Genomic DNA, 25121 nt, shown 5'->3' with positions numbered 1-25121 from the left:
TTAATTGCATTGTACCAAATGTCCAATAAGCAGACGAATGATTTGTTTAGAAATATTTCACAAAACTAATTGTATGTGACTCCTTATTAGGAATTTACACTTCTAAACACACCTCCAGCCATCCTCGCACACTATTAATAAACCAAATTCGTTCAAATAAATCAATGTCATCTACTCGAATTTGACGTTCCGTTATTTTTTCTTCTTCTAAAAGCTTTGCACGAAGCGTTCCCGGCAATAAACCATCACTTACTGGAGGAGTATAATAATTTCCGTTTTTCTCGAATACGACATTTCCAGTAGTGAATTCGGTAACCATACCATAATTGTTCCAGAGTAGGGTAGTAAAATGTTCCTCTGATAACTTTTGATCGAATGACTGATAGATAGATCGATTGGTCGTTTTATGGTAGAAAAATATATTATTCTTATCTATTGAATCTTCAGCTAAACGTACCTTGATCGGGGAAGTGGTGGTCTGTATAGGTTCAATTGTATAGTTCAGCTCACTAGAATTAAGCATTAAACGCACTTTAAAGCATCCATTCGGATAATTTGTTGCTACTTCAGTTAATAAGGCTTTACCTTCTTTTTCTTTATAAGGAAAATGAAAATATTCAGCGGATTGCTGCAGTCTTTCTAGATGATAAAATTGTAATGGAAAAATCCCGTCCTTAAGTAACATCGATTCCAAAAGTGAAAAAGCAGATCGATTTTCATGAAGTACGGCAGCTTTTTGGATGAGCTCCTTGTACTCATCTGCACTGGATGAATCCCATGTAACACCACTTCCTGTGCCGTAATAAGCTACACCTGTTTCCTTTTCCAACCAAACGGTTCTTATAGGAACATTAAATGTTGCCTCACGATCTGGAGAAATCCAGCCAATGGCACCACAATAAACTTCACGAGGTGAATTCTCTAATTTTTTAATATATTTCATTGTCTCTACTTTTGGTGCCCCAGTGATGGAGCCACAAGGAAATAATGCTTCAAACCATTGCCAGACATTGCTGCTCGCAGCTAATTTTGCTTCAATTGTAGAGGTCATTTGATGCACGGTAGGATATGGCTCAATATTAAATAGTTGCTTCACCTTAACAGAACCAGGGATAGCAATACGACCTAAGTCATTGCGCAATAGGTCAACAATCATCACATTCTCTGCACGATTTTTTTCTGATTCGTAAAGCCCTTTTTTTAATTGTATATCCTCTGCTAAAGTCTTTCCCCTATGTACCGTTCCTTTCATTGGCTTCGTAGTAATCGTGTTCTGATGCACTTTAAAAAATAATTCAGGAGAAACAGAGATAATTTGATGATCGCCTATATCCAAGAAAGCACTATAGGAAGTCCCCTGGTTCTTGCGTAATTGATGATAATAAGAATAGCTGTCTCCTGAAAAATGTGAGGTTAATCTTGTTGTATAGTTGACTTGATAGGTAAAACCTTCAGAAATGGCATGTTGGATCTTTGCTATATTTTGATGATACTGTTTTTCACTGATAGTATTTTTCCAGGCTGCTATTTGATACATCTCATTATTTTCGAAATGCAACGATGACTCAGGATCGGGATAAACACCAAACCAAACTAGTGGCATCGAGGATGGATCATGAACTTGATAGCTTGAGTCAAAAGCAGGGGCAGCTTCATAGGATACATATCCTGCTACATAATAACCGTTATTTAATGCTTTTTCTATTTTTTTAAATATTATTTCAATCTCATGCAAGTTATACGTAGTCAAAATCTCAACTGGTTTGGTAAAGGCCATAGTAGGTTGATTCTCAAAGTCAAATTGCACAATATGTTGTCTCAATCAAGCACCTCCGTTCTTAATGCATGATCATAGCTTTGTTGTACCATTTGAAAACCATGTTCCGTTAAAATCGCCTCAGGGTGAAATTGTATTCCTTCAATAGGTAAAGACTTATGTCGGACACCCATAATGGTATCATCAACGGTTGTTGCGGTAATCGATAATTGCTGTGTGGGAAAACTAGTATTCTCTACTTTCAAAGAGTGATACCTAGTTACCTTAAGTGGTGATGGCAACGAAGAGAAAATACCTGTTTGATCATGTGTGATGAGAGAGGTTTTCCCATGCATTGGTTCACGAGCCTGAATAATATTTCCGCCAAAAAAATCAACTATAATTTGCATGCCTAAGCAAACACCAAAAATTGGGATGGTTTGAAAAAAATGCTGCAATATAGACCGACAAATTCCGCTATTAGTAGGTGAACCAGGACCAGGTGATAGAACGATTAATGTGGGATTTAATGCTTTTAATTCTTCAATCGTTATTTGATCATTGCGAAATATCGTGACATTACCTGTTAGTTGAAGGTAGTATTGTGCCAAGTTATATGTAAAAGAATCATAATTATCGATAATAATAATCAAGCTATATTCTCCTTTGCTTCTTACTTTATAGAATGAACATTCATTGTTAATGATAGATATTAAAGCTTAAAAACGCAAGATTCAAAATGGAAGGAAGGTGTTTTTTTAATATAAATTCCCAGAGCTAGGATGAAAAGGAGAAATTTCATTTCATTTATTAGTATCATAGCATTTTTAGGTTGACTTTCCTTATTTGCTTTAATATAATATAATCGCAATTGGAATGATAATCATTTTCATTTATTTCGATTAGAAGAGGATTACATATGAGACTTTGGATGTTATTAATAGCTACAATTATTCTGTCAATTGTATCATTATTTATCGGTGCGATTGATATTCGCTTAAGTGACTTACTAGATTGGAAGTCAGAAGAGACACAAATTTTCTTAATTAGTCGTATCCCACGATTGGTCGCTATTATATTAGCAGGTGCCGGAATGAGTATTGCGGGATTAATCATGCAAGCATTAAGTCGAAATAAATTTGTTTCTCCAACAACAGCAGGTACATTAGATGCAGCAAAACTAGGAATCTTAATATCTATGTTGTTTATTACGAATGTAACCTATACGGAACAAATTATTTTTAGCTTTATCTTCGCATTATTGGGAACATTGCTTTTTATGCAAATTTTAGATCGAATTAAATTTACAGATGCGATCTTTGTTCCGTTAATCGGAATTATGTTTGGTAATATTTTGTCATCTATTACAACCTTCTTCGCCTATGAGGCAGATATTATTCAAAATATTTCTGCTTGGCTTATGGGCAGCTTTACCTTAATTATTGCTGGTCGGTATGAATTGTTATATGTAAGTATACCAGCAGTTATCCTAGCCTATCTTTATGCTAATAAATTTACCGTTGCAGGGATGGGGGAAGAATTTGCGAAAAACTTAGGCTTAAGTTATAAAGTAGTCTTGAATATTGGACTAATACTTGTTGCTATCATTTCTACAACGGTCGTACTTACGGTTGGAATGATCCCTTTTCTAGGTTTAATCGTACCTAATATTGTTTCATTATATTTTGGTGATAATTTACGCAAAACCATTCCACATACCATGTTATTAGGAGTTGTTTTTCTATTAGTCTGTGATATTGTTGGTAGAATTATTATTCACCCATATGAAATTCCAGTCAATATAACGGTAGCGGTAATAGGTAGTGCGATCTTCTTAATTATGTTATTTAGGGGGAGAGCCTATGCAAAAAAATAGTACTAAACTGATCTTTCTAATCCTATTAGTCATTATCTGTGTACTGTTATATGGATTTTATGATATCAAGGGTGGATTTGATTATGCATTTCCTAGAAGGATGATTCGTGTTGCAGCCATGATAATTACAGGGATCGCTATATCGTATTCTACGGTAGTGTTTCAAACCATTACTCACAATCGTATTTTAACCCCTTCTGTAATGGGGCTCGATTCTATGTATGAGGTGGTCCAGACATTCATTTATTTCTTTGCAGGATCGATGTCAGTTTGGATTATTAATAAATATTTAAATTTTGGAGCAGCAGTATTGGCGATGGTTTTATTTGCCCTATTTTTGTATCGATTTTTATTTAGGGCTGATAAGCATCCGATTTACTTACTGCTATTAATTGGTATGATTCTTGGAACACTATTAGGAAGCTTTGTTACCTTTTTACAGGTAATGATTGATCCTGTAGAATATTTAGGTTTACAAACACTATTATTTGCAAGCTTTACAAATGTGAAAGCAGAGCTATTATATATTGCTATTGGTATTTTATTGCTTTCGTTTATATATGGTTACCGGATTATGAAGAAATTAGATGTTATGTCATTAGGTCGTGAAAATGCTATCAATTTAGGGATTAACTATGATCGAATGGTAATGAATATTCTCATCTTGTCTTCCATACTAATAGCGACATCAACAGCATTAGTTGGTCCGATTACCTTTTTAGGTTTAATTGTAGCGAATTTATCTTATCAGTATTTAGTCACTTATAAACATTCTGTATTAATTTTAGGTGCTAGTTTAATCAGTATTGTTGCATTAGTTGGTGGTCAATTCTTGGTAGAGCATATCTTTGAATTACGCACAACCATTAGTGTCATTATTAACTTCGTCGGTGGAATATATTTCATTTATTTATTAATAAAAGAAAGTAGGGCATCAGGATGATAGAAATTAAAGGATTAACAAAGCAGTTTGGTAAAAAGCCTGTCGTAGAAGATGTATCCGTAACGATTGAGCCGGGAACAATTACATCATTTATAGGTCCGAATGGTGCTGGTAAATCTACACTTCTTTCAATGGTTAGTCGTCTCTTAGAAGCAGATACAGGAGAAGTTCTGCTTGATCAAAACAACGTAAAAAAATGGAAATCTACAGAATTTGCAAAACGTGTCTCGATCTTAAGGCAGGCAAACTATATTAATGTGCGTTTAACCGTTCGTGAGCTTGTATCATTTGGTCGTTATCCCTATTCAAAAGGACGCTTAAATAGTGAAGATAACAAATTTGTCGATCAAGCGATGGAATACATGAACTTAACAGATATGCAGGATATGTATTTAGATGAATTGTCTGGTGGTCAAAAGCAACGAGCATTTATAGCGATGGTTATTGCACAGGATACAGATTATATTTTACTGGATGAGCCTTTAAATAACCTTGATATGAAGCATTCTGTTCAAATTATGAAAATATTACGCAAACTTGTCGATGATCTTGGTAGAACAGTCGTGATCGTATTACATGATATTAATTTTGCATCTGTATATTCGGATCGGATTGTTGCCTTGAAAAATGGCAAATTAGTTAAAAATGGGGCAACCAATGAGATTATTAATTCAGATGCACTCCGTGATATTTACGATATGGATATTCCTATACAAGAGCAAAATGGTTGTCGAATTTGTGTTTATTTTAATTCGCAAACCTCCTAGACAATGCTTAAAGTCCACTCCTATCCCTCAGTGATGATCTTACTGGGGGATAAATATAGTTTAAATATTAAATATGGTATTGACTGTCATGTGGAATATATATATAATGATAATTATTATCAGTGATAATGATTATCATTATTGCTGTCATCGATCTATTTTAAAAGGAGAGAAAAACATGAAATATTGGAAATTAGCAATTGCATTATTAATTTTAACCCTTATGCTAGTAGCATGTGGGTCTAACGAGGACTCTAACTCAGAGGGAGCAGATGAAGCTACTGCATCGGAGGAAAATGCTAATGAAACAGCTGAAGAGGGTAGTTCAGGTGCTTATCCGATGACAATAACTCCAACCGTTACTAAATCTGAAGGCAGAGATGGTACCGCTTATAGCTTTGAAGAAGTGGAATTCGAGAAAATGCCAGAGAAAATCGTTGTATTTGATTATGGCATGTTAGATACATTAGATGCACTTGGTGTTGATGGGATTGTTGGTGTAGCAAAAGGTAGTACATTACCTTCTCATCTGGAAGAGTACGCATCAGACGAATATACGAACATTGGTACATTAAAAGAACCCTTACTGGAAGATATAGCGGCATTAGAGCCTGATGTCATTTTTATATCTGGTCGTCAATCTGCATTTTATGATCAATTGAAGGAAATCACACCAAATGTTGTATTTGTAGGTACAGATCAGAATAATTATTGGAATACATTTCTAGACTCAGTAGACATTGCAGCGAAAATGTTTGATAAAGAAGCAGAAGCGGAGGAGCATCTTGCAAAATTTGATTCTGCCCTAGAAGAAATAAACACATTAGCAGGAAACTATGAGACTAGTTTAGTTACGATGTATAATGAAGGAAAGCTTTCTGGCTTTGCATCCAATTCGCGTTTTGGTTACATATATGATGAATATGGGTTTAAGCCAGTTACAGAAGACATTGAATCCTCTTCACATGGATCTAATTTTGGGTTTGAAGCAATATTAGAATTTGATCCACAGGTTTTATTCGTAATCGACCGTACTGCTGCTATAAATGGGGAATCTAATATCGAAAAAGATATGGAGAATGATATCATCCAACAAACAGAAGCCTATAAAAATGAGCACATCATTTATTTAGATGGTGCACTATGGTACCTAAGCGGTGGAGGTCTTCAATCCGAGCTTGCTAAGATCGAGGAAATTATAAATGAATTAGGTCAATAATGATGATAGAGGGCTATTCCAATTCGGCAAGACTGACGGGGAATAGCCCTTTTGTATGGGGAAATGTATACTCTGCCTAACCTTAGCATGAATGAAATGTAGTTTATTAGTAAGTTTAGACTATCTATCGATAAAATTTTATTGTGTTATTCAAATATATTAGGTATTATGTATTATAGAACATAATGAAAAATAACTATATTTTGTGTTAAGGTTAGGAGAAGTGAGTATATGGTAACGTCTGCGGAAGTGAATATTAATGAAATAATTAAAGAGCTTTATAATGGATCTGTTCAGTCGATAAAGAAAGTAGTACCTGTTGATCCTCAATTTGAAGCACCTAAATTATCTACAGATCCATTGTTCGTGAATTATGGTGTATTAATTGGTTATAGTGGTAGTTTTAAAGGTGATTTATTAATACGCGCCAACAAAGAGGTATTTAGTGCGATCGGTGAAGCTCTTTATGGAATGCCGTTATCAGATGAGATGCTCGATTCCTTCTCAGGTGAATTAGGCAATATGATTGCAGGGGGTCTTTCGACACATTTAGCTGAACAAGGTATCGAAACGGATATTACGCATCCCACTGTAATAAGTGGTGATGCCAAATTAACTGGATTCAAGAGAGTGTTAGAAGTCCAAATCCAATTTGTGAATATTGGAAGTATGACGATGGCACTGTTAATCAATCAATAATAAGTAGGTGGTAGTAATGGAAGAAGTAATGACCAAAACGATAATATTTAAATTAAATGATCAAGAATATGGGGCCAATATTGGACAGATCCTATCCATCGAACGATTACAAGAAATAGTTGCACTACCACAAACATCAGATTTTATTAAAGGTATTATTAATCTTCGAGGAAAAGTTACACCTATTATTGATCTTCGGACAAGATTAGGCATAGAGGAGCTAGAAGCAACAGAGCAAACTAGAATTCTAATTGCAAATGTACGAAATATTCAGGTAGGATTGATCGTCGATGAGGCGACAGATGTGATCGATATAACCAATGATTTAGTAGAAGAGACACCTGAATTAGTTAGTGATGTAGATCACCGGTATTTAAAGGGTGTAGCAAAGCTTGAGGATCGAGGTATGTTACTACTTTTAGATTTAGACCATGTGCTTAGCTATGAGGAATTAGATGAGGTGCAACAGGTTATAGACGAATAATGTCAAAAGTTTTGAAAAAACTCGCATTCCATCATGATGAATGCGAGTTTTAATATGTTTATCGATACTATTTGGTAAGATTGGTTTGTTTGATATGAAAATATATCTTAGGCTGAATGTCTATAGTTGGGTAGGTTTCTTCCCATTCTTTTTTGTTCCAATCTCTAAAAGTACTTTTGGCAGAGGCTCCGATCATCAATGGGTCGATATCAAGCTCTTGAAATTTTTTAATTAACTCAGAGCACTCTTCCTCTAATTTCTCTCCTATTTGTTTTTCTAGTTTTCTTTTGTTTTGAGGCTTGTCCAGTCCCAACGATTCTGCTTCTGCAATATATCCTTCAATTTTTACGGTAATCTCAAGCTTATTTTTCGAAACCCATTTCTTCTTTTGGTTGGATTGAATCGAAATGACGGAAAGTGATTTATTTTTTTTCTTCCATTCGAATTGATAAGTCGCATCATTACTATCCTCATATAAAGCTTTAAAAGCAAAAAATGAATCGGTTCCAGTCTTGTATACTAATTTGTCATGATTAAAAAATCCTAATCCGACGATATCTACAATGGTTTCTCTATCTGCTATTATCGGCATAAATGGATCCATTCCCTCACCGTAATAACGATAATTGAGATCATGTAAAGTCATTTTTGGTAAATTCCTTTTAATATTGCTGTCAATCAAGCTTTTGATATAACGAGGAAGTGTTTGCTCTAATTGATATTGTTCCGATAAGAGGTTCTCTGCCCTTCCTTCAACGATTAGAGGATGAAGCATTCTCCCAATGTCAGGCATTTCGTTAATCCCCTGTAAAATGTCTGAAATTCCTATTTGCGCTACCTCCTCTCCAAAAAGAACGGAGGTTAGCTTACCTGTTTCCACTTGAAAAGGTGCCTTATGTTGAATTTGTGAGGTAATTCCTTGTATAGAGCTAGATTGACTTGTGTATGCAGCGTTTTCTCTCGTATCTGCTTGTTCACTATATCCATATAATGGAGATACTCCTGTGCCGATGTATTCCTTGGTCGATGCCTCCCAATCAAACCCATATAGCATAATAATTTCCACATCATCGATAACCTTTGTTTTTACACAAGCTGTCAATAATAGAAGTGAACAAAAAATTATAGAACTTTTTTTAAATAGTCTCATGGGATTTTGTCACTCCTGATTTGATTAACTTCAAAATATAGAGAAAAGGGATGTAGATGAACAACAAACAAAAACCAATTTTAGATATTATGTTTGAAAGTTGTTCAATCATTAAATAATCTTTAACTAAGAACATAGAGATGAATCCTATTATTGCGAGAAATATGGAGATGCCTCGAAACGAAACTTTACTGATGCGATAATAGCATTGTACGCTTCCCCAGAAGTAAATACAGCTTGTCGCGATGATTACGATAAAATGAAGACTAATTCCAACATATTCAAATCGCTCAATGAGAGGAAAGCTAATAATCTTCCATACGTGTAGAGATGGCCATGCTAATAATTGAATTTGTTCTTGATTAAAATAAACGAAATTAGAAAGTGCTACAAGTAAGTAGATAAGGGTGGTTAACCCATTAGCACTTACTGCCCATTTTAACCCTTTGTGAAATTTATGAATAAATGGTGCAAACATTAGAATCAACTCGATTCCTAAATAACCAGTAGCCATTGGTTCCACAGATTTTACGATATTCCAATAGCTAGTATTCATAATTGGTAATAAATTTTCCATATGTCCATGTTGAAAAGCAATCAAAATCGAGAAGGACAAGACAAGTGGAATCCAAAAGCTAAAAAAAATAAAGCCTACAACCGTTCGAAATCCTCCTAATACAAGATATAAAATGAGTATATATAGAAATAAAGAAAACCAACCAATTGAAAGATCTTGAAAATACCAGACTTGGATCACCTCTATATAGGATCTCATTACATAAAAAGAGAGAGAGAGTAAATGAACACCAAAAAGAAGGGAGAGTAAATTACCAAATCGTTTGCCGAATATTGAGTGATGAATATCGATTAAATCCTGGCCATCCGGCACTATTTTCCATACAATAACAATAATGATGGTTGTAAGAAGCCATGTTAGTAGAATCCCTATCCAGGCATCATATCCTGCAACCTTTGCAATTCTTCGCGTAAAAGTTAATACCCCTTCTCCCATCTGAGTTCCGTGCAGAATGTAAAGAACTAGAAATGGGGAAACCATTTGAGAAATATCTATCTTTCGTTTTTGACTGCTCATAAGTTCCCTACTTTCTTTTCCCTTCCTTTGCCAAAGTTCTTTTTAATTGAATCCGATTTTTATCAATTGAAGAAGTAAAAATAGGTCGCTTCCCCTGTACACTGAAGGGTAATCGTACAAAGGCATCCTTTAGATCAGGCCATCTAGGTGGATAGAATGGCTCTGTAAATGGCCTTCCTAGGGAAGTAAGCCTTAATAGATGTGTAACAAGAAACATAATCGCGAACGCCAATCCGATAATTCCCCACATCTGTGCAAGAATAATGAAGGGAAAACGAAGTAGGCGAATTGTGTTACCGATGCGATAGATAGGTGTTGTAAAAGAAGCCAGTGCTGCTAATGCAACTAAGATCAATAAGACATTACTCGTAATACCAGCCTCAACAGCTGCCGTTCCAATAACAATACCCCCAACGATACCAATGGTTTGGCCAATTTTCGTAGGAAGTCTCGCTCCAGCCTCACGTAAAAGTTCAATCGTTAATTCAAGAATAAGCACTTCCAAAATTGGTGGAAATGGAATATCCTTTCGAGAGGAAATGATTGTACCAAGTAAATCAATCGGTACAACGTGATAATGATAAGTTAAGACAGCAATATACAATGGTGTTACTAAAACAGAAAACATCACCGCAAAAATTCGAATGATACGAAACGCTGTTGCAAGTGGCCATGTAAGAAAATAGTCCTCATAGGATGCAAAGAACTCGACCAATGTTGTTGGTCCTGTTAACACATGGGGGGAACCATCACAAATAATCGCAATTTTCCCCTCAATAATTGCACTAGTAACTCGATCTGGTCTTTCGGTATCCATTAATTGTGGAAATGGTGAGGTAGAATTATCTGCAATCATTTGTCCAATGAAAGAACTGTCGATGATCTGATCATATTCAATATCTTTAATTCTCTGAATAATGGTATCGATATTTTCTTGATTGGCTATGCCATCAATATACATGATCGCTACAGACGTTTTTGTGACTTTACCTACCTTTAATAGTTTCATTTGCAAATGTGGTAATTTGATTCGTTTTCTAATTAAGTTCACATTCGTATGCAGATCTTCTATAAATGCAATCTTAGGTCCAATAACACTAAATTCTATTTCAGGCATATCCACATTTCGGTCAGTTTCAAACTTAGCAGGCATTAGTAGTACTTGTTGGTCATCGTCTTTTAAAGTGATCGCAATAAATCCTGATAGTATTTTTTCTTCGATTGCCCCTAAATCAGAGGTCACTTCTGTTTCATCAAAAGGTAGTATGTTTTTAATTTCTTGAACATTATGGATAGATAGATCCTGGAAATATGGTAAGAGATTCGTTTTAATTTTTTCTGTATTGATTAGGGATTGATAATAATAGACAGTAATAGCCGAATTATTGCCAAAACGTAATTGCTTGAAATCATCGCTTTCTCTCATGAAAGTGATAAGGTCTTGAAAGCTCTCAATAGAAGGAGAGTGATTTGTTTTTTTCCATAATCTACGTAACATAAAATAATTCCCTCTCTATGCTGTAAGCTCCATTTTTAAAATGGACGATTGTTTTTTAGTCTAGATCAAAATCATAATCCTATACATGAAGGATTTGTTTACAATTTATTGGCTTTTTTTCATTTGGTTCGTTATGATCACAATAAAGACATGAGGAGGTAATCGAAGATGAATTTTGTCCAAACAGAACATGAAAAAAGATTGTATAGGATGGCAACAGAATTATCTATCAAAATTCGTGAAAGACGGAAAATAGCTGATCAAGCGGCTTCATTGCCTATCGAAACGATAGAGGATCTAAGAAAAGCACACTATCTATCATTAACTCTTCCGAAAAAATATGGAGGAGAAGCTTTATCCTTATATGAATTCTTACTATTGCAAGAAAAGCTAGCGGAAGGAGACGCGTCTACTGCGCTTTCTGTAGGATGGCACTTAGGAGTTGTCAAGGAATTAAGTGAGGAGCATATCTGGGAAGAAGCAATGTATGACTTTCTTGCCAAAGAGGTGGGCGAAAAACAAATGCTTGTAAATCGTGCAGCAACGGAACCGGCAACTGGTAGTCCAACGAGAGGGGGAATTCCTGAGACGAAGGCGGTAAAGAAGGGAGATCAGTATGTTATCAATGGTAGAAAGTCCTTTACCAGCATGGCAGAGGTGTTGGACTATTTTATCGTTACGGCATATATTGAAGAAAAGAAAGCGATTGGCTCGATTCTCATACCGAAAGAGACTAATGGTCTTCATGTCGAGAAAACATGGGATACTCTCGGTATGAGAGGTACGGGTAGTGATGATTTGGTTTTAGAAAACTGTCAAGTGCCAAGTAAGTATTTAGTAGAAATTAATGATAAACCGAAAAAGCCAAAGCCAAAAGGATGGCTATTACATATTCCTGCATGCTATTTAGGTATTGCAATGGCTGCAAGGAACGATGTCATCGAATTTGCTAAAAACTTTCAACCTAACAGTTTAAAGCATCCGATATCTGAAGTAGAGCATGTGAAACAGAAAATGGGAGAGATAGAGTTAAAATTAATGCAAGCACGATATTTTATGTATAGTGTGGCAGAAAAATGGGATCAACATCCAGAGTCAAGAAAAAGCCTCGCGGGTGAGTTAGCAGCAGTAAAAGTAGTTGCAACCAATGCTGCAAATGAGGTAGTCGATCTTGCCATGCGCATCGTTGGTGGAAGAGGGCTATCGAAAACAATGCCATTCGAACAGTATTATCGTGATGTTCGTGCAGGTCTACACAACCCTCCAATGGATGATATGGTATTACAGATGTTAGCAAAGAACGCTTTTTCTTCGTAAATAGACACCAGACTATATTTGATACATAAGCTATAGAAGAATAGCTTAAGGATGATGCTAAATGGGAGCAATTGTTGATCCGAGGAAAATATATACCTTTGAACAGATGAAGGTGGACATCGACTGTCTTTGTATCAAATATCCTTACTTAGCAAAGGAAATAATCGGTTATTCGGTGGAAAAGAGAGAGTTGTTTGCCATAAAACTTGGTACAGGTTCGAAAAATGTCCTATTAAATGGTGCACATCATGCAAGGGAATGGCTAACGACAGCGCTTTTGATGAATATGATCGAATATTATTGTGAGTTAGTGCAATTAAAAGCAGATTTCCGTAAATTGCTACAGGATGTTTCGATTTGGTTTATCCCGATGGTCAATCCAGATGGGGTTACTCTTGTACAAACAGGAAGTAATCTTCCTTTTCTCCGCACATTAAACAATGAATCAGACGATTTTCGTGCATGGAAGGCAAATATCCGTGGAGTTGATCTAAACAGACAATATCCAGTTGATTGGGAATCAATTGATGATCAAATGAAGAAACCAGCACCTGCAATGTATAAAGGGGCACAACCTTTAAGTGAACCAGAAGTAAAAGCATTGTATCAATTTGTCCTTGAGAAAGACTTTTGTAATGCTGCTTGTTATCATTCTTCCGGAGAAGAAATTTTTTGGAAATATAAAATTACTGGCGAACTTCTAAATCAGGCAAAAGGATTAGCTAACGATTTGGCAGAGCTGACAGGTTATCAGCTTGTCGAACCAGACGGTGAACCAAGTGGTGGGGGGTTTACTGATTGGTTTTTGATGCAAATGAAAAGACCAAGCTTCACGATTGAAATCGCCCCATATATTGGACCTAGGCCAGTTCCAATTACCTATTTTGATCAAATTTGGGAACAAAATAAAGAGGTTGGTATCTTTTTAGCTGAAGCATGTTTAGGTACCTAAACATGCTTCTTATCCATGCGGCAATCTTAAGCCACTTGCTGATGATGCTTACCTTTTATGCTTCTAATGTGATCGTTTGCTTGTGAGAAATAACGGCTTGATATGCTGCCAATAGCTCTTCAAAGCGATCCTCCCATTTTTGCTTGTGTGCATAGCGAACGGCATTTTCCTCTAATTGTTTTCGCCAGCTATCGTTACCTAAGATGCTTGCGATAGCAGTAAGGTACATAGAATAATCACCCTTGTCACAAAGAATCCCTGTAAAGCTTTCCTTAATAATCGTTTTCACACCACCTGCATTAGCTCCTACAACTGCTGTACCACATGCAAGTGCTTCAAGTACTACATTTCCGAAGGTCTCACTTTCAGAAGGAAATACAAAACATTCGCTAGAAGCAACTATTTCCGCTACTCTTTTTTGTGGTAGAAAACCAGTGAATGTTACATTATTATTTTCGATTTGACTCTCAAGGCTTGCTTTGGCTGGACCATCTCCCACAATCATCCAATGGATTTGGTCATTGAATTCTGCTGACATATGATTAATAAGATAGCATAAAGTATCCATATTTTTTTCTGGTGCAAGTCGCCCTACATAGCTGAGTATATATTTTTTCGATATATTATATTTTTGTCTGATTTGATCCTTCGAATAGTTTGGATGAAATATCGAAGAATCGACACCACGCTCCCATACTTGAATGTTGGAGAAATTTCGTTTATTTAATTGTTCGAACGTATAGGTTGATGGAACAAAAATGCGGGCCATAGATTGGTGGAACCATTCCATATAACGCCATAATGGTTTGGATAATAGAGGAAGATGATAATATTGAAGATAGTGATCAAAGTCAGTATGATAGGAGCCTACTAAAGGAATATCGAATTTTTTGGCATAGCGAATTCCGCATAAACCAATTGAAAAAGCCGTTGCAACGTGGATAATATCAGGATTAAAGGAATGTAAAAGCTCCTTGATTTCATTTTTGTTAGGGACTGAAATACGACAGTCTGGATAAAGTGGGAAAGGAAAGCTTGATTGCAAATAGATTTGTTTCGTTCCTTGCTCCTTTCGACTCCTTTTTGGTGAAATAACAATATAAGAATGATTCGTCTTATCCAAATAACGGGTTAATCTACCTAGTGTTTTCGCTACACCATTTACATCAGGGAGAAACGTGTCTGTGAAGATGGCGATTTTCATTTTGTCACACCCCTCGTATATTGAGTCCTTCCATTCAAACATATGTCGAATAAATGTAAAGAACAACTTATTATTGTAAAATAAATGTAAAACATAAAAGGTGTGGGCAAGTAGAGGAGGGGAATGAAGGATTTTTTTATGATGAAAAAAACCGTATAAATCTCTTGGTGGATTTACACGGTTTAAAAATCAATTTTACCTCTTACTGGCAGGAAGGGCAAAAGCCATAAATTTCGAATTTGTGATCATCTATCATATATTGCTTTAATTCTTCATCAATTAGTTCCATAGGGCAATGATGAATTTCTTTCGTTACTCCACAGTTTTTACAAATAAAATGATGATGATGATGGTGATCACACTTCAGTCGAAAATGTTTTTCTCCATTCAGTTCTGTCGACTCTAAGATACCAAGCTGATCAAATAAGTGTAAATTCCGATAGATGGTATCAAAACTAATCCCCTCGTAGTTAGGTTCCATATTTTCAAGAAGATCTCGTGCTGTTCTATAACGATTCTCCACAACGAAGAAATCAATCATATGCTCTCTTTTTTCTGTATATTTATATCCTTTTTCCTTTAACAAACCTAAAGCTTCTTGTTTATTCATTTCAACACCTCACCATGGCTTTGATGCTTTCTATTAAGCAAGCTTTGAGTTATTTTTTTACCGATAATAGTAGCTATTAATAAGAAAATTAGAAGAACCACAATCGTTCCCCCTGGTGGAATTTCGAGGTAATATCCACTGATAAGTCCTAAAATTACTGCTACCTCTCCAAATATTATCGCATAAATAATCGTTTGTTTAAACCCTTTTGCTATTCTTATGCTTGCGGCTACAGGCAAGGTCATTAGGGCAGAAACGAGTAACACTCCAACAATTCGAATCGAAGCTGCAATGACAAGTGCTGTCAGTAGAATGAAAATAAAATGAATTCTTTTTGCATGAATCCCAGTTACTTCTGCGTGTTCTTCATCAAAAGAAAGAAGAAATAATTCCTTATAAAACAAAAAAATGACGGCACAAACAATGATAGCTATTACGATAATACTAAATAAATCGTTTCTACTTACCGCTGAGACAGATCCAAACAAGTAGTTATATAAATCCGTGTTAAATCCGTTGGCAATGGAAATAAAAATAACACTTAAACCAACGCCCCCAGATAATATAATCGGGATTGCCAATTCCTGAAAGGCTGTATAAACACGTCTCAAACGTTCAATTAATATAGCACCGATAACGGAGAAGCCTAGTCCAGAATAAAAAGGAGTAATCCATAGAATTCCAGTCTTTTTTTCCATTAATAATCCAAATGCAATACCCGCTAGAGTGACATGTGATAATGCATCAGCGATTAAGGAAAGTCTTCTTACCACAATAAAAGCACCTAGTAATGGTGCAATAATACCAATGATGATACCAGTTAAAAATGTATTTCTTAAAAATTCGAATTCTAATAAATTTGCTAACATGAATGTTCCTCCGATTTAGTGCTGATGTGACACGAGATTCAGTTGATGTCCATAGAATTGAGAAACCTCTTGATCCGTCATTTCTTGGAATACTTTAGGATCACCATGAAAATGCAACGTTTTATTTAGACATACAACCTGTGATGCATGATGAGTCATTGTGCCGATGTCATGAGTAACAAGTAATAATGTAATGTTTTTCTTGTTTAGCTCATGAAGTAAATTAAAGAATTTTTCAACGTTCTCCGCATCTACTCCAACTGTTGGCTCATCAAGGATAAGTAATTCAGGGTCACTTACTAAGGCGCGAGCGATAAAAATTCGTTGCTGCTGTCCTCCTGAGAGATCTCCAATATTATCATGACTATACGCCTCCATTCCAACAAGAGCAATGGCTTGTTTAATCTTCTGCTTATCTTGTTTAGTAAATCTCCTAAAGTATCCTTTTTTTGAGGTTAAGCCCATGGCTACTACCTCCTCTACGGTTGCGGGGAACCCACGATTAAAGGTATTGGATTTTTGTGATACATAACCAATTTTGTTTTTTTGTTTAAATCTTTCGATGGATTGCCCGAATAAAGAAATAGAACCATTAGTTGGTTTTTCAAGACCAAGTAATAGCTTTATTAAGGTAGTTTTACCACCACCATTTGGACCAACTAAACCAATAAACTCACCGGATTTAATGGAAAAATCTATATTCGATAATGCTTGTCTGCTACCATAATAAAAATCGACACTATGCATGTTTACAATGTCTTCATTCATAGAAAAACTCCTTAAAGAAATATATAGAAACATTTTATCGTAATCATTCCGTTTTGTAAATATGAATTACTTGCTTCCATTAATTCATATCAGCTAAAATAAGCATAGCAAGTTAGACTAGCAAAGGATGGAGGAAAATCGATGAGTATTAAATTTTTTTGGTATCCAAAGTGCGGTACTTGTAGAAATGCAAAAAAATGGCTAGATGAAAATGGTGTGGATTATGAACCAATACATATTGTCGAAAATCCACCATCTGAAGAAGAATTAAGAGCAATTGTTCAAAAAAGTGATCTTCCGATAAAGAAATTCTTCAATACTAGTGGGAAAAAATATCGTGAACTAGGTCTAAAGGATAAAATTAACGAAGCTAGTGAGGAAGAATTAATTCAATATTTAGCTTCAGATGGTATGTTAATTAAGCGACCATTAGTTGTGGGTGACGAAGAAGTAACGGTAGGATTTAAAGAGGAAATATTTGACCAAACTTGGAAATAACGATTATATTAAATAGAGGAGAGCATTTACAAAAAGCTAATTAATAGTGGGGGCGTGCGAAACCCCACCAGTCTTAGTTTATGGAGGGTTTTAGATGAATTTACCAGAATCATTATTGTATTCAGAAGAACATGAGTGGGTAAAAAAAGAAGATGGAAAAGTAAGAATTGGTATTACAGATCATGCCCAATCAGAACTTGGTGATATTGTATTTATCGAATTACCTGAGGTTGGAGATGAAGTAGAAGCAGACGAGCCATTTGGCAGTGCAGAATCTGTGAAGACGGTCTCTGAGCTATATGCACCGGTTAGCGGTAAGGTCGTTGAGGTGAATGAAGATTTAGAGGATAGCCCAGAATTAGTAAACGAATCACCATATGAAAAGGCATGGATGATCGTAGTGGAACCTAGTGATGAGGCAGAATTTGATGATTTAATGTCTGCAGATGACTATGAGAATATGATTAATGAAGAGTAATCATTACGACAAGTTGGCATTCGCATAATAGGCGAATGCTTAATTTGTATAAGAATCTGTTCCGTTTTCATGTTAATACTCATAACTTTTATCCAATTATCCATACAATAAAGTAAGACTTCTAATTAGGGATGTCTTAGAGACAGATACTAATTTGTCTCCGGTGTTTGTAGTCTGATGAAGTAGGTGAGCCAATGCTAAATTTAGATACAAAACTAATTATCGTGGAAGGTCGAACAGATAAAGAAAAAATTGAAAAAGTGATTGATGATCAAGTGGAAATTGTTTGTACAAATGGAACCATTGGATTAGAACGGCTAGAAAATTTGATTGAAGCTTATCATATGGATCATCGCGATGTTTATATTCTAGTAGACGAGGATAATGCTGGAAAAAAGTTAAGGAAACAATTATCGAGAGAACTACCGCATGCTGTGCATATCTATGTTGATAAAGCTTTTAGGGAGGTTGCGGCAACCCCGGAACCTGAGCTCGCGGCAGCATTGATTTCTTCACACATCATGATAAATCCGAACTATTTGCTATAAAGGGGATAAATATGAAAGAAATAACAAAAGACAACTGGCGCCCATTTCACAAACCAGCAATTGTTTTTGTTCATACTCCTTTTTGTGCAACCTGTCAATTAGCAGAAAAAATGTTACATGTATTAGAAGAGGCAGACATCAATCTGACGATACATCGCATGAATGCCTCTTTTTTTCCAGAGTTTATGCAAAAAAATAAAATAGAGAGTGTTCCATCCCTATTATTAGTAAAAGAAGATGTGGTGGAATCACGATTATATGCGTTTGAGTCTGTTACGAAATTGTTTGGGGTGCTAGAAGATTGGAAGCAAAAATGGAGTATTTAGTAAAAAATACGAGTATTTAAGAAAAAATGGATAAATACCGTAATCATCTAATGATATCCTTCTTTAATGGTTACACAGTACTTCAGAATCGCCGTCAGTCAAGTTGGATGATAAAGAGGTTGATGGTAAAATATTATCTGTAATCAAAAGAAAGGATTGATTTATTATTAATGACCAACAGTTACATCTTAACTACACGACAGAGATGGAAAAAGCTATGCTACAAAACCATGGAGTTGGCTATGCACAATACAGTAGACAACTTTCTAAGCGAATGAACGTAGAAAGAGCTAGAGAGAAAAGTTACATGGAAAGCCAAAGAGTAGTCCAAGATGTAGAACGTCAAGTCCATAGATAAATCATTATAATAGAAATAAATAGAACAACAGCTGATCTTAGGCTGTTGTTTTTTTGCTTGTTACGAAGAAAACTAGTACTCTACGGTTACAGTTACAACACTATAATCAGTATTTAGACTTTTCTGAGAAGATTGTTGTCTTGGAATGTTCGATCATCTATGAGTAATTGTGATATAATATGAACCGAAGCGATGTTTTAATGGTTGATTATAGATTCGAAATAGTATAAGATTATAATGAGAATAAAGTGAGAATGGATGTAAATTTCACTTAATATCAAGATAAATATGTTTTGGAGGTTGTTATTTATGGCTAGATCTACTTTAGAAATTAAAGATCTTCATGTTGAAATTGAAGGTCAGGAAATATTAAAAGGTGTTAATTTAACGATTAATGGTGGGGAGTTCCATGCGGTAATGGGTCCAAATGGAACGGGTAAATCTACCTTAGCATCAGCAATAATGGGACATCCTAAATATGAGGTAACAAAAGGACAAATCCTATTAGATGGTGAAGATGTATTAGAAATGGAAGTAGATGAGCGTGCACAAGCAGGTTTATTCTTAGCAATGCAATATCCAAGTGAAATTAGTGGTGTGACCACATCTGATTTCTTACGTTCTTCTGTTAATGCACACCGTGAAGAAGGAGATGAAATTTCTTTAATGAAATTCATCAAAGAAATGGATTCTGCTATGGATTATCTAGAAATGGATAAGAACATGGCACAGCGTTACCTAAATGAAGGTTTCTCTGGTGGAGAGAAGAAAAGAAATGAAATTCTTCAATTAATGATGATCCAACCAGCTATTGCAATCCTTGATGAAATTGATTCAGGTCTTGATATCGATGCACTGAAAGTTGTAGCAAAAGGTATTAACAAAATGCGTAGTGACGATTTCGGTTGCTTAATTATTACACACTATCAACGTTTGCTAGATTACATTACACCTGATCATGTTCATATTATGATGCAAGGACGTGTCGTGAAATCAGGTGGACCAGAATTAGCACAAAGACTTGAAGCAGAAGGATATGAATGGATTAAAAAAGAACTTGGAATCGAAGATGAAACAGTAGGACAAAACGCATAAGGATTAGGAGGTATCGTATGACTGTGGAAACAAAATTACCATATGATCAGGAATATGTTCGGTCCTTTTCCGAAAAACGAAATGAACCGAAATGGATGCAAGACTTACGAATACAAGCATTAGATTTGGCAGCAGGATTAGAAATGCCAAAACCAGATAAAACACGTATTGTTCGTTGGAACTTTGATGATTATCAACATGATGTAGATGGTACTACCATTTCGTCATTAAATGAATTGCCAGAAGATATTCAAGTTTTCCTTGATATGGAAAATCAAAACGAAAACCTGGTTATTCAACGTAATCAAACAATTGCCTATAAATCGATTGCGCCTAAATTAGCAGAACAAGGTGTCATTTTAACCGATATTCAAACAGCATTGAAAGAACACAGTGAATTAGTTCAAAGATACTTTATGAAGGATGCGGTTCAAATAGATGAGCATCGTCTAACCGCTTTGCATACAGCATTGATGAACGGTGGTGTCTTTGTCTATGTACCAAAAAATGTACAGGTAGAGGAACCACTTCAAGCAATTTTCTGGCAGGAAGATCCAGAAGCGGCGACCTTTAATCATGTCATCGTGGTAGCAGAAGCGAATAGTTCTTTAACATATGTAGAAAATTATATTTCTCAAAACAAATCAGAAAATGCGGTAGCCAATATCGTTGCTGAAGTAATTGCACATGATAATGCAAGCATTAATTTTGGCTCTGTTGACAATTTCTCTAGTGGTACAACGGTGTATGTGAACCGTCGTGGTGTCGCATACCGAGATGCTAAAATCGAATGGAATTTAGGTCAAATGAATGACGGAAATACGGTTTCCGAAAATATTACTCATTTGATTGGTGACAATTCTTATTCTTATGCTAAAACCGTTGCCGTTGGCCGTGGTGACCAATCACAAAACTATACGGCGAAAATTGTGAACTATGGTAAACAATCAGAAGGTTTAATCCTTCAACATGGTGTAATGAAGGATAGTGCTTCCTCTATATTTAATGGTATTGGTAAGATTGAACATGGTGCATCAAAATCAAATGCAGAACAAGAGTCACGTGTCCTTATGCTAAGCAAGGATGCACGTGGTGATGCCAACCCAATTTTACTCATTGATGAAGATGATGTAACAGCAGGTCACGCTGCATCTGTAGGACGTGTTGATCCTGTTCAACTGTACTATTTAATGAGCCGTGGTATTTCTCAACAAGAAGCAGAACGATTAATTATTCATGGGTTCTTGGCACCAGTGGTAAAGGAAATACCAATCCAAGCAGTCCGTGAACAATTAACTGAGGTTATTGAAAGGAAAGTATACTAATGGATGCACGTGCCATTCGTGAGCAATTTCCTATTTTAAACCAAGAAGTTAATGGACATCCTTTAGTTTATTTAGACTCAGCAGCTACATCACAAAAGCCAATTGCAGTGATGGAAGCTTTAGATAATTACTATAAACAAAACAATTCCAATGTGCATCGTGGGGTGCATACATTAGGAACTAGAGCCACCGATCAGTATGAGGGTGCAAGAGATAAAGTAAAGCAGTTTATTCATGCCTCCTCAACTGAAGAGGTGATTTTTACAAGAGGAACTACTACTTCTATCAATATGATCGGCTATGGTTATGCTCGTCATTTTCTACAAGAAGGTGACGAAATTGTGCTTACACAAATGGAGCACCACAGTAATATTATTCCATGGCAGCAGGCGGCTAAGTATACTGGAGCAAAGCTAAAGTATATACCGATGGAAGAGGATGGGACCCTTTCCTTAGATGCGGTTCGTTCGACCATTACCGAGGCAACTAAAATAGTGGCGATTGCCCATGTTTCCAATGTATTAGGAACCATTAATCCTGTGAAGGAAATAGCAGAAATTGCTCACCAAAATGGAGCGATAATTGTCGTAGATGGCGCGCAAGGTGTTCCTCATATGAAGGTGGACGTACAAGAGTTAGATTGTGATTTTTATGCTTTCTCTGGACATAAAATGTGCGGACCAACTGGTGTAGGTGTTCTCTATGGAAAAAAAGCATTGCTTGAGAAAATGGAGCCAGTAGAATTTGGTGGAGAAATGATTGATTTTGTTGATCTATATGATTCTACATGGAAAGAGCTTCCTTGGAAGTTTGAAGGTGGAACCCCTATTATTGCTGGGGCAATTGGCTTAGGAGCCGCCATTGATTTTCTTCAAGAGGTAGGTTTAGATAACATTGAAAAGCAAGAACAAGAAATTGTTCAATATGCCCAATCAAAATTATCAGAGGTAGAAGGAATAACGATTTACGGACCTGTAAATCGGGGAGGACTTATCACCTTTAATATCGAGGGAGTTCATCCGCATGATACGGCTACAGTACTAGATGCAGAAGGAATTGCGGTACGTGCAGGTCATCACTGTGCTCAGCCATTAATGAAATGGCTAGATGTTACCGCAACTGCAAGGGCAAGCTTTTACTTGTATAATACGACGGATGATGTTGACCGCCTAGTGGAAGGAATACAACGAGCGAAGGAGTATTTCGGCGATGTCTTTTAATAACTTAGATACACTGTACCGACAAGTCATTATGGATCATTATAAAAATCCGCGTAATCGTGGAAGTTTAGACAATGGATCTGTTACAATTGATATGAATAACCCTACTTGTGGGGATCGAATTGAGTTACACCTTCAAATTGATGATGGCATTGTTCAAGATGCTAAATTCGAGGGGGAGGGTTGTTCTATCAGTATGTCATCCGCATCAATGATGACCCAAGCAATTAAAGGAAAAAAAGTAGAAGATGCCTTAAAGATGTCTTCGATCTTTTCTGATATGATGCTTGGTGAAGATGTAGAAGAAGTGGATTTCGATTTAGGAGATATTGAAGCATTACAAGGTGTTTCTAAATTTCCTGCAAGAATTAAATGTGCAACCTTGTCGTGGAAGGCGATGGAAAAAGCGGTCGCAACAGATCAAGAGCACTAAGCAAGAAATCCCAATATAGGAGGTATTAACATGGCGAAAAAAGCACCTGAAATTGGCGAATATAAATATGGTTTCCATGATAGAGATGTTTCCATTTTCCGTACAGAAAAAGGTTTAACTCGTAAAGTCGTGGAAGAGATTTCTCGAATGAAGGAAGAACCTGAGTGGATGCTAGAATTCCGCTTAAAAGCATTAGAACAATTTTATAAAAAACCGATGCCACAATGGGGTGGTGATCTTTCAGAGCTTGACTTTGATGAAATTACGTATTACGTAAAACCATCCGAGCGTTCTGAACGTTCTTGGGATGAAGTACCTGATGAAATCAAACAAACTTTTGATAAATTAGGTATTCCAGAAGCAGAGCAAAAATATCTTGCAGGTGTTTCTGCACAATATGAATCTGAAGTGGTTTATCACAATTTAAAGGAAGACCTAGAAGAGCTAGGTATTGTCTTTAAAGATACGGATACTGCTCTAAAAGAAAATGAAGATTTATTTAAAGAATACTTCGGTAAAGTTATTCCAGCGTCAGATAATAAATTCGCTGCCCTTAACTCTGCCGTATGGTCTGGTGGTTCCTTTATCTATGTACCTAAAGGAGTAAAAGCTGATACACCACTCCAAGCATATTTTCGAATTAACTCAGAAAATATGGGTCAATTCGAACGTACGCTTATCATTGTGGACGAAGGAGCTTCCGTACACTATGTAGAAGGTTGTACAGCACCAACTTATACAACAAACTCTCTTCACAGTGCAGTTGTAGAGATCTTTGTTAAAAAGGATGCATATTGCCGTTATACAACCATTCAAAACTGGGCAAACAATGTGTATAACCTTGTAACAAAACGTGCAACATGTGATGCGAATGCCACAATGGAATGGATTGATGGTAACATTGGTTCCAAATTAACGATGAAATACCCTGCGATTATTTTGAAAGGAGAAGGTGCGCGTGGTAATACCCTTTCCATTGCATTAGCAGGTAAAGGGCAACACCAGCATGCTGGTGCCAAGATGCATCACTTAGCACCAAATACTTCTTCCACAATCGTATCTAAATCAATTTCTAAACAAGGTGGTAAAGTAACCTATTTAGGTATGGTTCACTTTGGTCGTAAAGCGGAAGGTGCGCGCTCTAATATTGAGTGTGACACATTAATTATGGATAATAAGTCAACATCTGATACGATTCCTTATAATGAGATTCTAAATGAAAACATTTCGCTTGAGCATGAAGCAAAAGTTTCTAAGGTTTCTGAGGAACAATTATTCTATCTCATGAGTCGTGGTCTTTCAGAGGAAGAAGCAACGGAAATGATTGTAATGGGCTTTATCGAGCCATTTACAAAAGAACTACCAATGGAATACGCAGTAGAAATGAACCGTTTGATCAAGTTTGAAATGGAAGGCTCAATCGGTTAATATGAAAAGACCCTTGCTACACAAAGTGTGTGGCAGGGGTCTAATTTATTTTGTATATTCATGCCAGATTTGTGCCTCTTTTCTCGTGTGGCAGAGGAGGAAAACGTAGCAGGCATTCCAGGCTTTGGGAAGAGATCAATCGAAATGGTACTTATCAAGTAGGTAAAGCCCAAAAAGCCAGCGTCTACCCTCAAAATGGTACTTATC

At 36.1% G+C, this 25121-nt stretch carries 27 protein-coding genes; 18 read left to right on the top strand and 9 right to left on the bottom strand.

Going from position 1 to position 25121, the window contains the following annotated elements; all coding sequences use genetic code 11:
• Positions 1-94: 94 nt before the first annotated feature.
• Both pabB and DLJ74_RS04255 read right to left on the bottom strand, forming a co-directional pair.
• A complete protein-coding gene (gene pabB / locus DLJ74_RS04260) occupies positions 95-1822 on the bottom strand; it encodes an aminodeoxychorismate synthase component I (protein WP_109983496.1) in 1728 nt (575 codons plus the stop codon).
• A complete protein-coding gene (locus tag DLJ74_RS04255; protein WP_054859948.1) occupies positions 1819-2409 on the bottom strand; it encodes an anthranilate synthase component II in 591 nt (196 codons plus the stop codon). Before DLJ74_RS04255 ends, pabB begins: the two co-directional genes overlap by 4 nt.
• A 266-nt stretch (positions 2410-2675) precedes the next feature.
• On the opposite strand from DLJ74_RS04255, the gene DLJ74_RS04250 reads away from it, so the two are divergent.
• From DLJ74_RS04250 to DLJ74_RS04225, 6 genes are all read left to right on the top strand, one after another.
• Positions 2676-3632, top strand: a complete 957-nt coding sequence (locus DLJ74_RS04250) for an ABC transporter permease (protein WP_054787534.1) — start codon at positions 2676-2678, stop codon at positions 3630-3632.
• Positions 3619-4575, top strand: coding sequence for an iron chelate uptake ABC transporter family permease subunit (locus DLJ74_RS04245; protein ID WP_054787533.1), 957 nt, complete (start codon positions 3619-3621; stop codon positions 4573-4575). Before DLJ74_RS04250 ends, DLJ74_RS04245 begins: the two co-directional genes overlap by 14 nt.
• Complete coding sequence (locus tag DLJ74_RS04240; RefSeq protein WP_109983495.1) at positions 4572-5342, top strand: iron ABC transporter ATP-binding protein; 771 nt, start codon at positions 4572-4574, stop codon at positions 5340-5342. Before DLJ74_RS04245 ends, DLJ74_RS04240 begins: the two co-directional genes overlap by 4 nt.
• Positions 5343-5520: 178 nt before the next feature.
• Entirely contained in the window at positions 5521-6561 is a 1041-nt protein-coding gene (locus DLJ74_RS04235; RefSeq protein WP_109983494.1) for a siderophore ABC transporter substrate-binding protein, read from the top strand.
• 231 nt (positions 6562-6792) lie between these two features.
• The gene (locus DLJ74_RS04230; protein ID WP_054787531.1) at positions 6793-7260 is read left to right on the top strand and encodes a chemotaxis protein CheX; all 468 of its coding nucleotides are present in this window, start codon (positions 6793-6795) and stop codon (positions 7258-7260) included.
• Positions 7261-7276: 16 nt separating this feature from the next.
• Positions 7277-7744, top strand: coding sequence for a chemotaxis protein CheW (locus DLJ74_RS04225; RefSeq protein WP_109983493.1), 468 nt, complete (start codon positions 7277-7279; stop codon positions 7742-7744).
• 67 nt (positions 7745-7811) lie between these two features.
• Here DLJ74_RS04225 and DLJ74_RS04220 read toward each other — a convergent pair whose 3' ends face one another.
• From DLJ74_RS04220 to DLJ74_RS04210, 3 genes are read right to left on the bottom strand one after another with little or no spacing between them, the layout of a single operon-like run.
• Positions 7812-8894 carry a Ger(x)C family spore germination protein gene (locus DLJ74_RS04220; protein WP_109983492.1) on the bottom strand — a complete coding sequence of 361 codons (1083 nt, stop codon included), beginning with the start codon at positions 8892-8894 and terminating at the stop codon, positions 7812-7814.
• Positions 8881-9987, bottom strand: coding sequence for a GerAB/ArcD/ProY family transporter (locus DLJ74_RS04215; RefSeq protein WP_109983491.1), 1107 nt, complete (start codon positions 9985-9987; stop codon positions 8881-8883). The genes DLJ74_RS04220 and DLJ74_RS04215 overlap by 14 nt, the downstream gene beginning before the upstream one ends.
• A gap of 7 nt (positions 9988-9994) precedes the next feature.
• Positions 9995-11485, bottom strand: coding sequence for a spore germination protein (locus tag DLJ74_RS04210; protein WP_109983490.1), 1491 nt, complete (start codon positions 11483-11485; stop codon positions 9995-9997).
• 168 nt (positions 11486-11653) lie between these two features.
• On the opposite strand from DLJ74_RS04210, the gene DLJ74_RS04205 reads away from it, so the two are divergent.
• Together DLJ74_RS04205 and DLJ74_RS04200 are read left to right on the top strand one after the other, a co-directional pair.
• Positions 11654-12802 carry an acyl-CoA dehydrogenase family protein gene (locus DLJ74_RS04205; RefSeq protein ID WP_109983489.1) on the top strand — a complete coding sequence of 383 codons (1149 nt, stop codon included), beginning with the start codon at positions 11654-11656 and terminating at the stop codon, positions 12800-12802.
• Positions 12803-12863: 61 nt separating this feature from the next.
• Positions 12864-13754, top strand: coding sequence for a M14 family metallopeptidase (locus tag DLJ74_RS04200; protein WP_109983488.1), 891 nt, complete (start codon positions 12864-12866; stop codon positions 13752-13754).
• Positions 13755-13809: 55 nt separating this feature from the next.
• Here the strand turns inward: DLJ74_RS04200 and DLJ74_RS04195 are convergent, their stop codons facing one another.
• The 4 genes from DLJ74_RS04195 to DLJ74_RS04180 all read right to left on the bottom strand — a co-directional run bounded on the left by DLJ74_RS04195 (position 13810) and on the right by DLJ74_RS04180 (position 17205).
• Positions 13810-14958 carry a glycosyltransferase family 4 protein gene (locus DLJ74_RS04195; RefSeq protein ID WP_109983487.1) on the bottom strand — a complete coding sequence of 383 codons (1149 nt, stop codon included), beginning with the start codon at positions 14956-14958 and terminating at the stop codon, positions 13810-13812.
• Positions 14959-15160: 202 nt separating this feature from the next.
• Positions 15161-15568: a Fur family transcriptional regulator gene (locus DLJ74_RS04190; RefSeq protein WP_054859956.1), complete on the bottom strand. Its 408-nt coding sequence runs from the start codon at positions 15566-15568 to the stop codon at positions 15161-15163.
• Entirely contained in the window at positions 15565-16437 is an 873-nt protein-coding gene (locus DLJ74_RS04185) for a metal ABC transporter permease (protein ID WP_109983486.1), read from the bottom strand. Before DLJ74_RS04185 ends, DLJ74_RS04190 begins: the two co-directional genes overlap by 4 nt.
• Before the next feature lie 15 nt (positions 16438-16452).
• On the bottom strand, positions 16453-17205 hold the full coding sequence (locus DLJ74_RS04180; protein WP_109983485.1) for a metal ABC transporter ATP-binding protein: 753 nt from the start codon (positions 17203-17205) through the stop codon (positions 16453-16455).
• 141 nt (positions 17206-17346) lie between these two features.
• On the opposite strand from DLJ74_RS04180, the gene DLJ74_RS04175 reads away from it, so the two are divergent.
• From DLJ74_RS04175 to sufB, 10 genes are all read left to right on the top strand, one after another.
• Positions 17347-17703, top strand: a complete 357-nt coding sequence (locus DLJ74_RS04175) for an arsenate reductase family protein (RefSeq protein ID WP_109983484.1) — start codon at positions 17347-17349, stop codon at positions 17701-17703.
• 94 nt (positions 17704-17797) lie between these two features.
• On the top strand, positions 17798-18181 hold the full coding sequence (gene gcvH / locus DLJ74_RS04170; protein WP_054859958.1) for a glycine cleavage system protein GcvH: 384 nt from the start codon (positions 17798-17800) through the stop codon (positions 18179-18181).
• Positions 18182-18375: 194 nt separating this feature from the next.
• A complete protein-coding gene (locus tag DLJ74_RS04165; RefSeq protein WP_109983483.1) occupies positions 18376-18729 on the top strand; it encodes a ribonuclease M5 in 354 nt (117 codons plus the stop codon).
• Between the two features lie 11 nt (positions 18730-18740).
• Positions 18741-19055: a thioredoxin family protein gene (locus DLJ74_RS04160; RefSeq protein ID WP_109983482.1), complete on the top strand. Its 315-nt coding sequence runs from the start codon at positions 18741-18743 to the stop codon at positions 19053-19055.
• A gap of 205 nt (positions 19056-19260) precedes the next feature.
• Complete coding sequence (locus DLJ74_RS21070; RefSeq protein ID WP_277678613.1) at positions 19261-19413, top strand: YuzK family famiily protein; 153 nt, start codon at positions 19261-19263, stop codon at positions 19411-19413.
• A gap of 309 nt (positions 19414-19722) precedes the next feature.
• A complete protein-coding gene (sufC, locus tag DLJ74_RS04155) occupies positions 19723-20508 on the top strand; it encodes a Fe-S cluster assembly ATPase SufC (protein ID WP_054859960.1) in 786 nt (261 codons plus the stop codon).
• A 17-nt stretch (positions 20509-20525) separates the two neighbouring features.
• Positions 20526-21833 carry a Fe-S cluster assembly protein SufD gene (gene sufD, locus DLJ74_RS04150; RefSeq protein ID WP_054859961.1) on the top strand — a complete coding sequence of 436 codons (1308 nt, stop codon included), beginning with the start codon at positions 20526-20528 and terminating at the stop codon, positions 21831-21833.
• The gene (locus DLJ74_RS04145; RefSeq protein ID WP_109983481.1) at positions 21833-23053 is read left to right on the top strand and encodes a cysteine desulfurase; all 1221 of its coding nucleotides are present in this window, start codon (positions 21833-21835) and stop codon (positions 23051-23053) included. The genes sufD and DLJ74_RS04145 overlap by 1 nt, the downstream gene beginning before the upstream one ends.
• Positions 23043-23486, top strand: a complete 444-nt coding sequence (gene sufU, locus DLJ74_RS04140) for a Fe-S cluster assembly sulfur transfer protein SufU (RefSeq protein WP_109983480.1) — start codon at positions 23043-23045, stop codon at positions 23484-23486. The genes DLJ74_RS04145 and sufU overlap by 11 nt, the downstream gene beginning before the upstream one ends.
• A 30-nt stretch (positions 23487-23516) precedes the next feature.
• Positions 23517-24914 (top strand): Fe-S cluster assembly protein SufB, encoded by a 1398-nt coding sequence (gene sufB / locus DLJ74_RS04135; protein WP_109983479.1) that lies wholly within the window; start codon positions 23517-23519, stop codon positions 24912-24914.
• The last annotated feature ends 207 nt before the right edge of the window (positions 24915-25121 follow it).

Origin of the sequence: Gracilibacillus dipsosauri, assembly GCF_003176895.1 — a bacterium.
Classification (GTDB): Bacteria; Bacillota; Bacilli; order Bacillales; family Amphibacillaceae; genus Gracilibacillus; species Gracilibacillus dipsosauri.
This window is presented reverse-complemented; position numbering and strand designations above follow the sequence as displayed.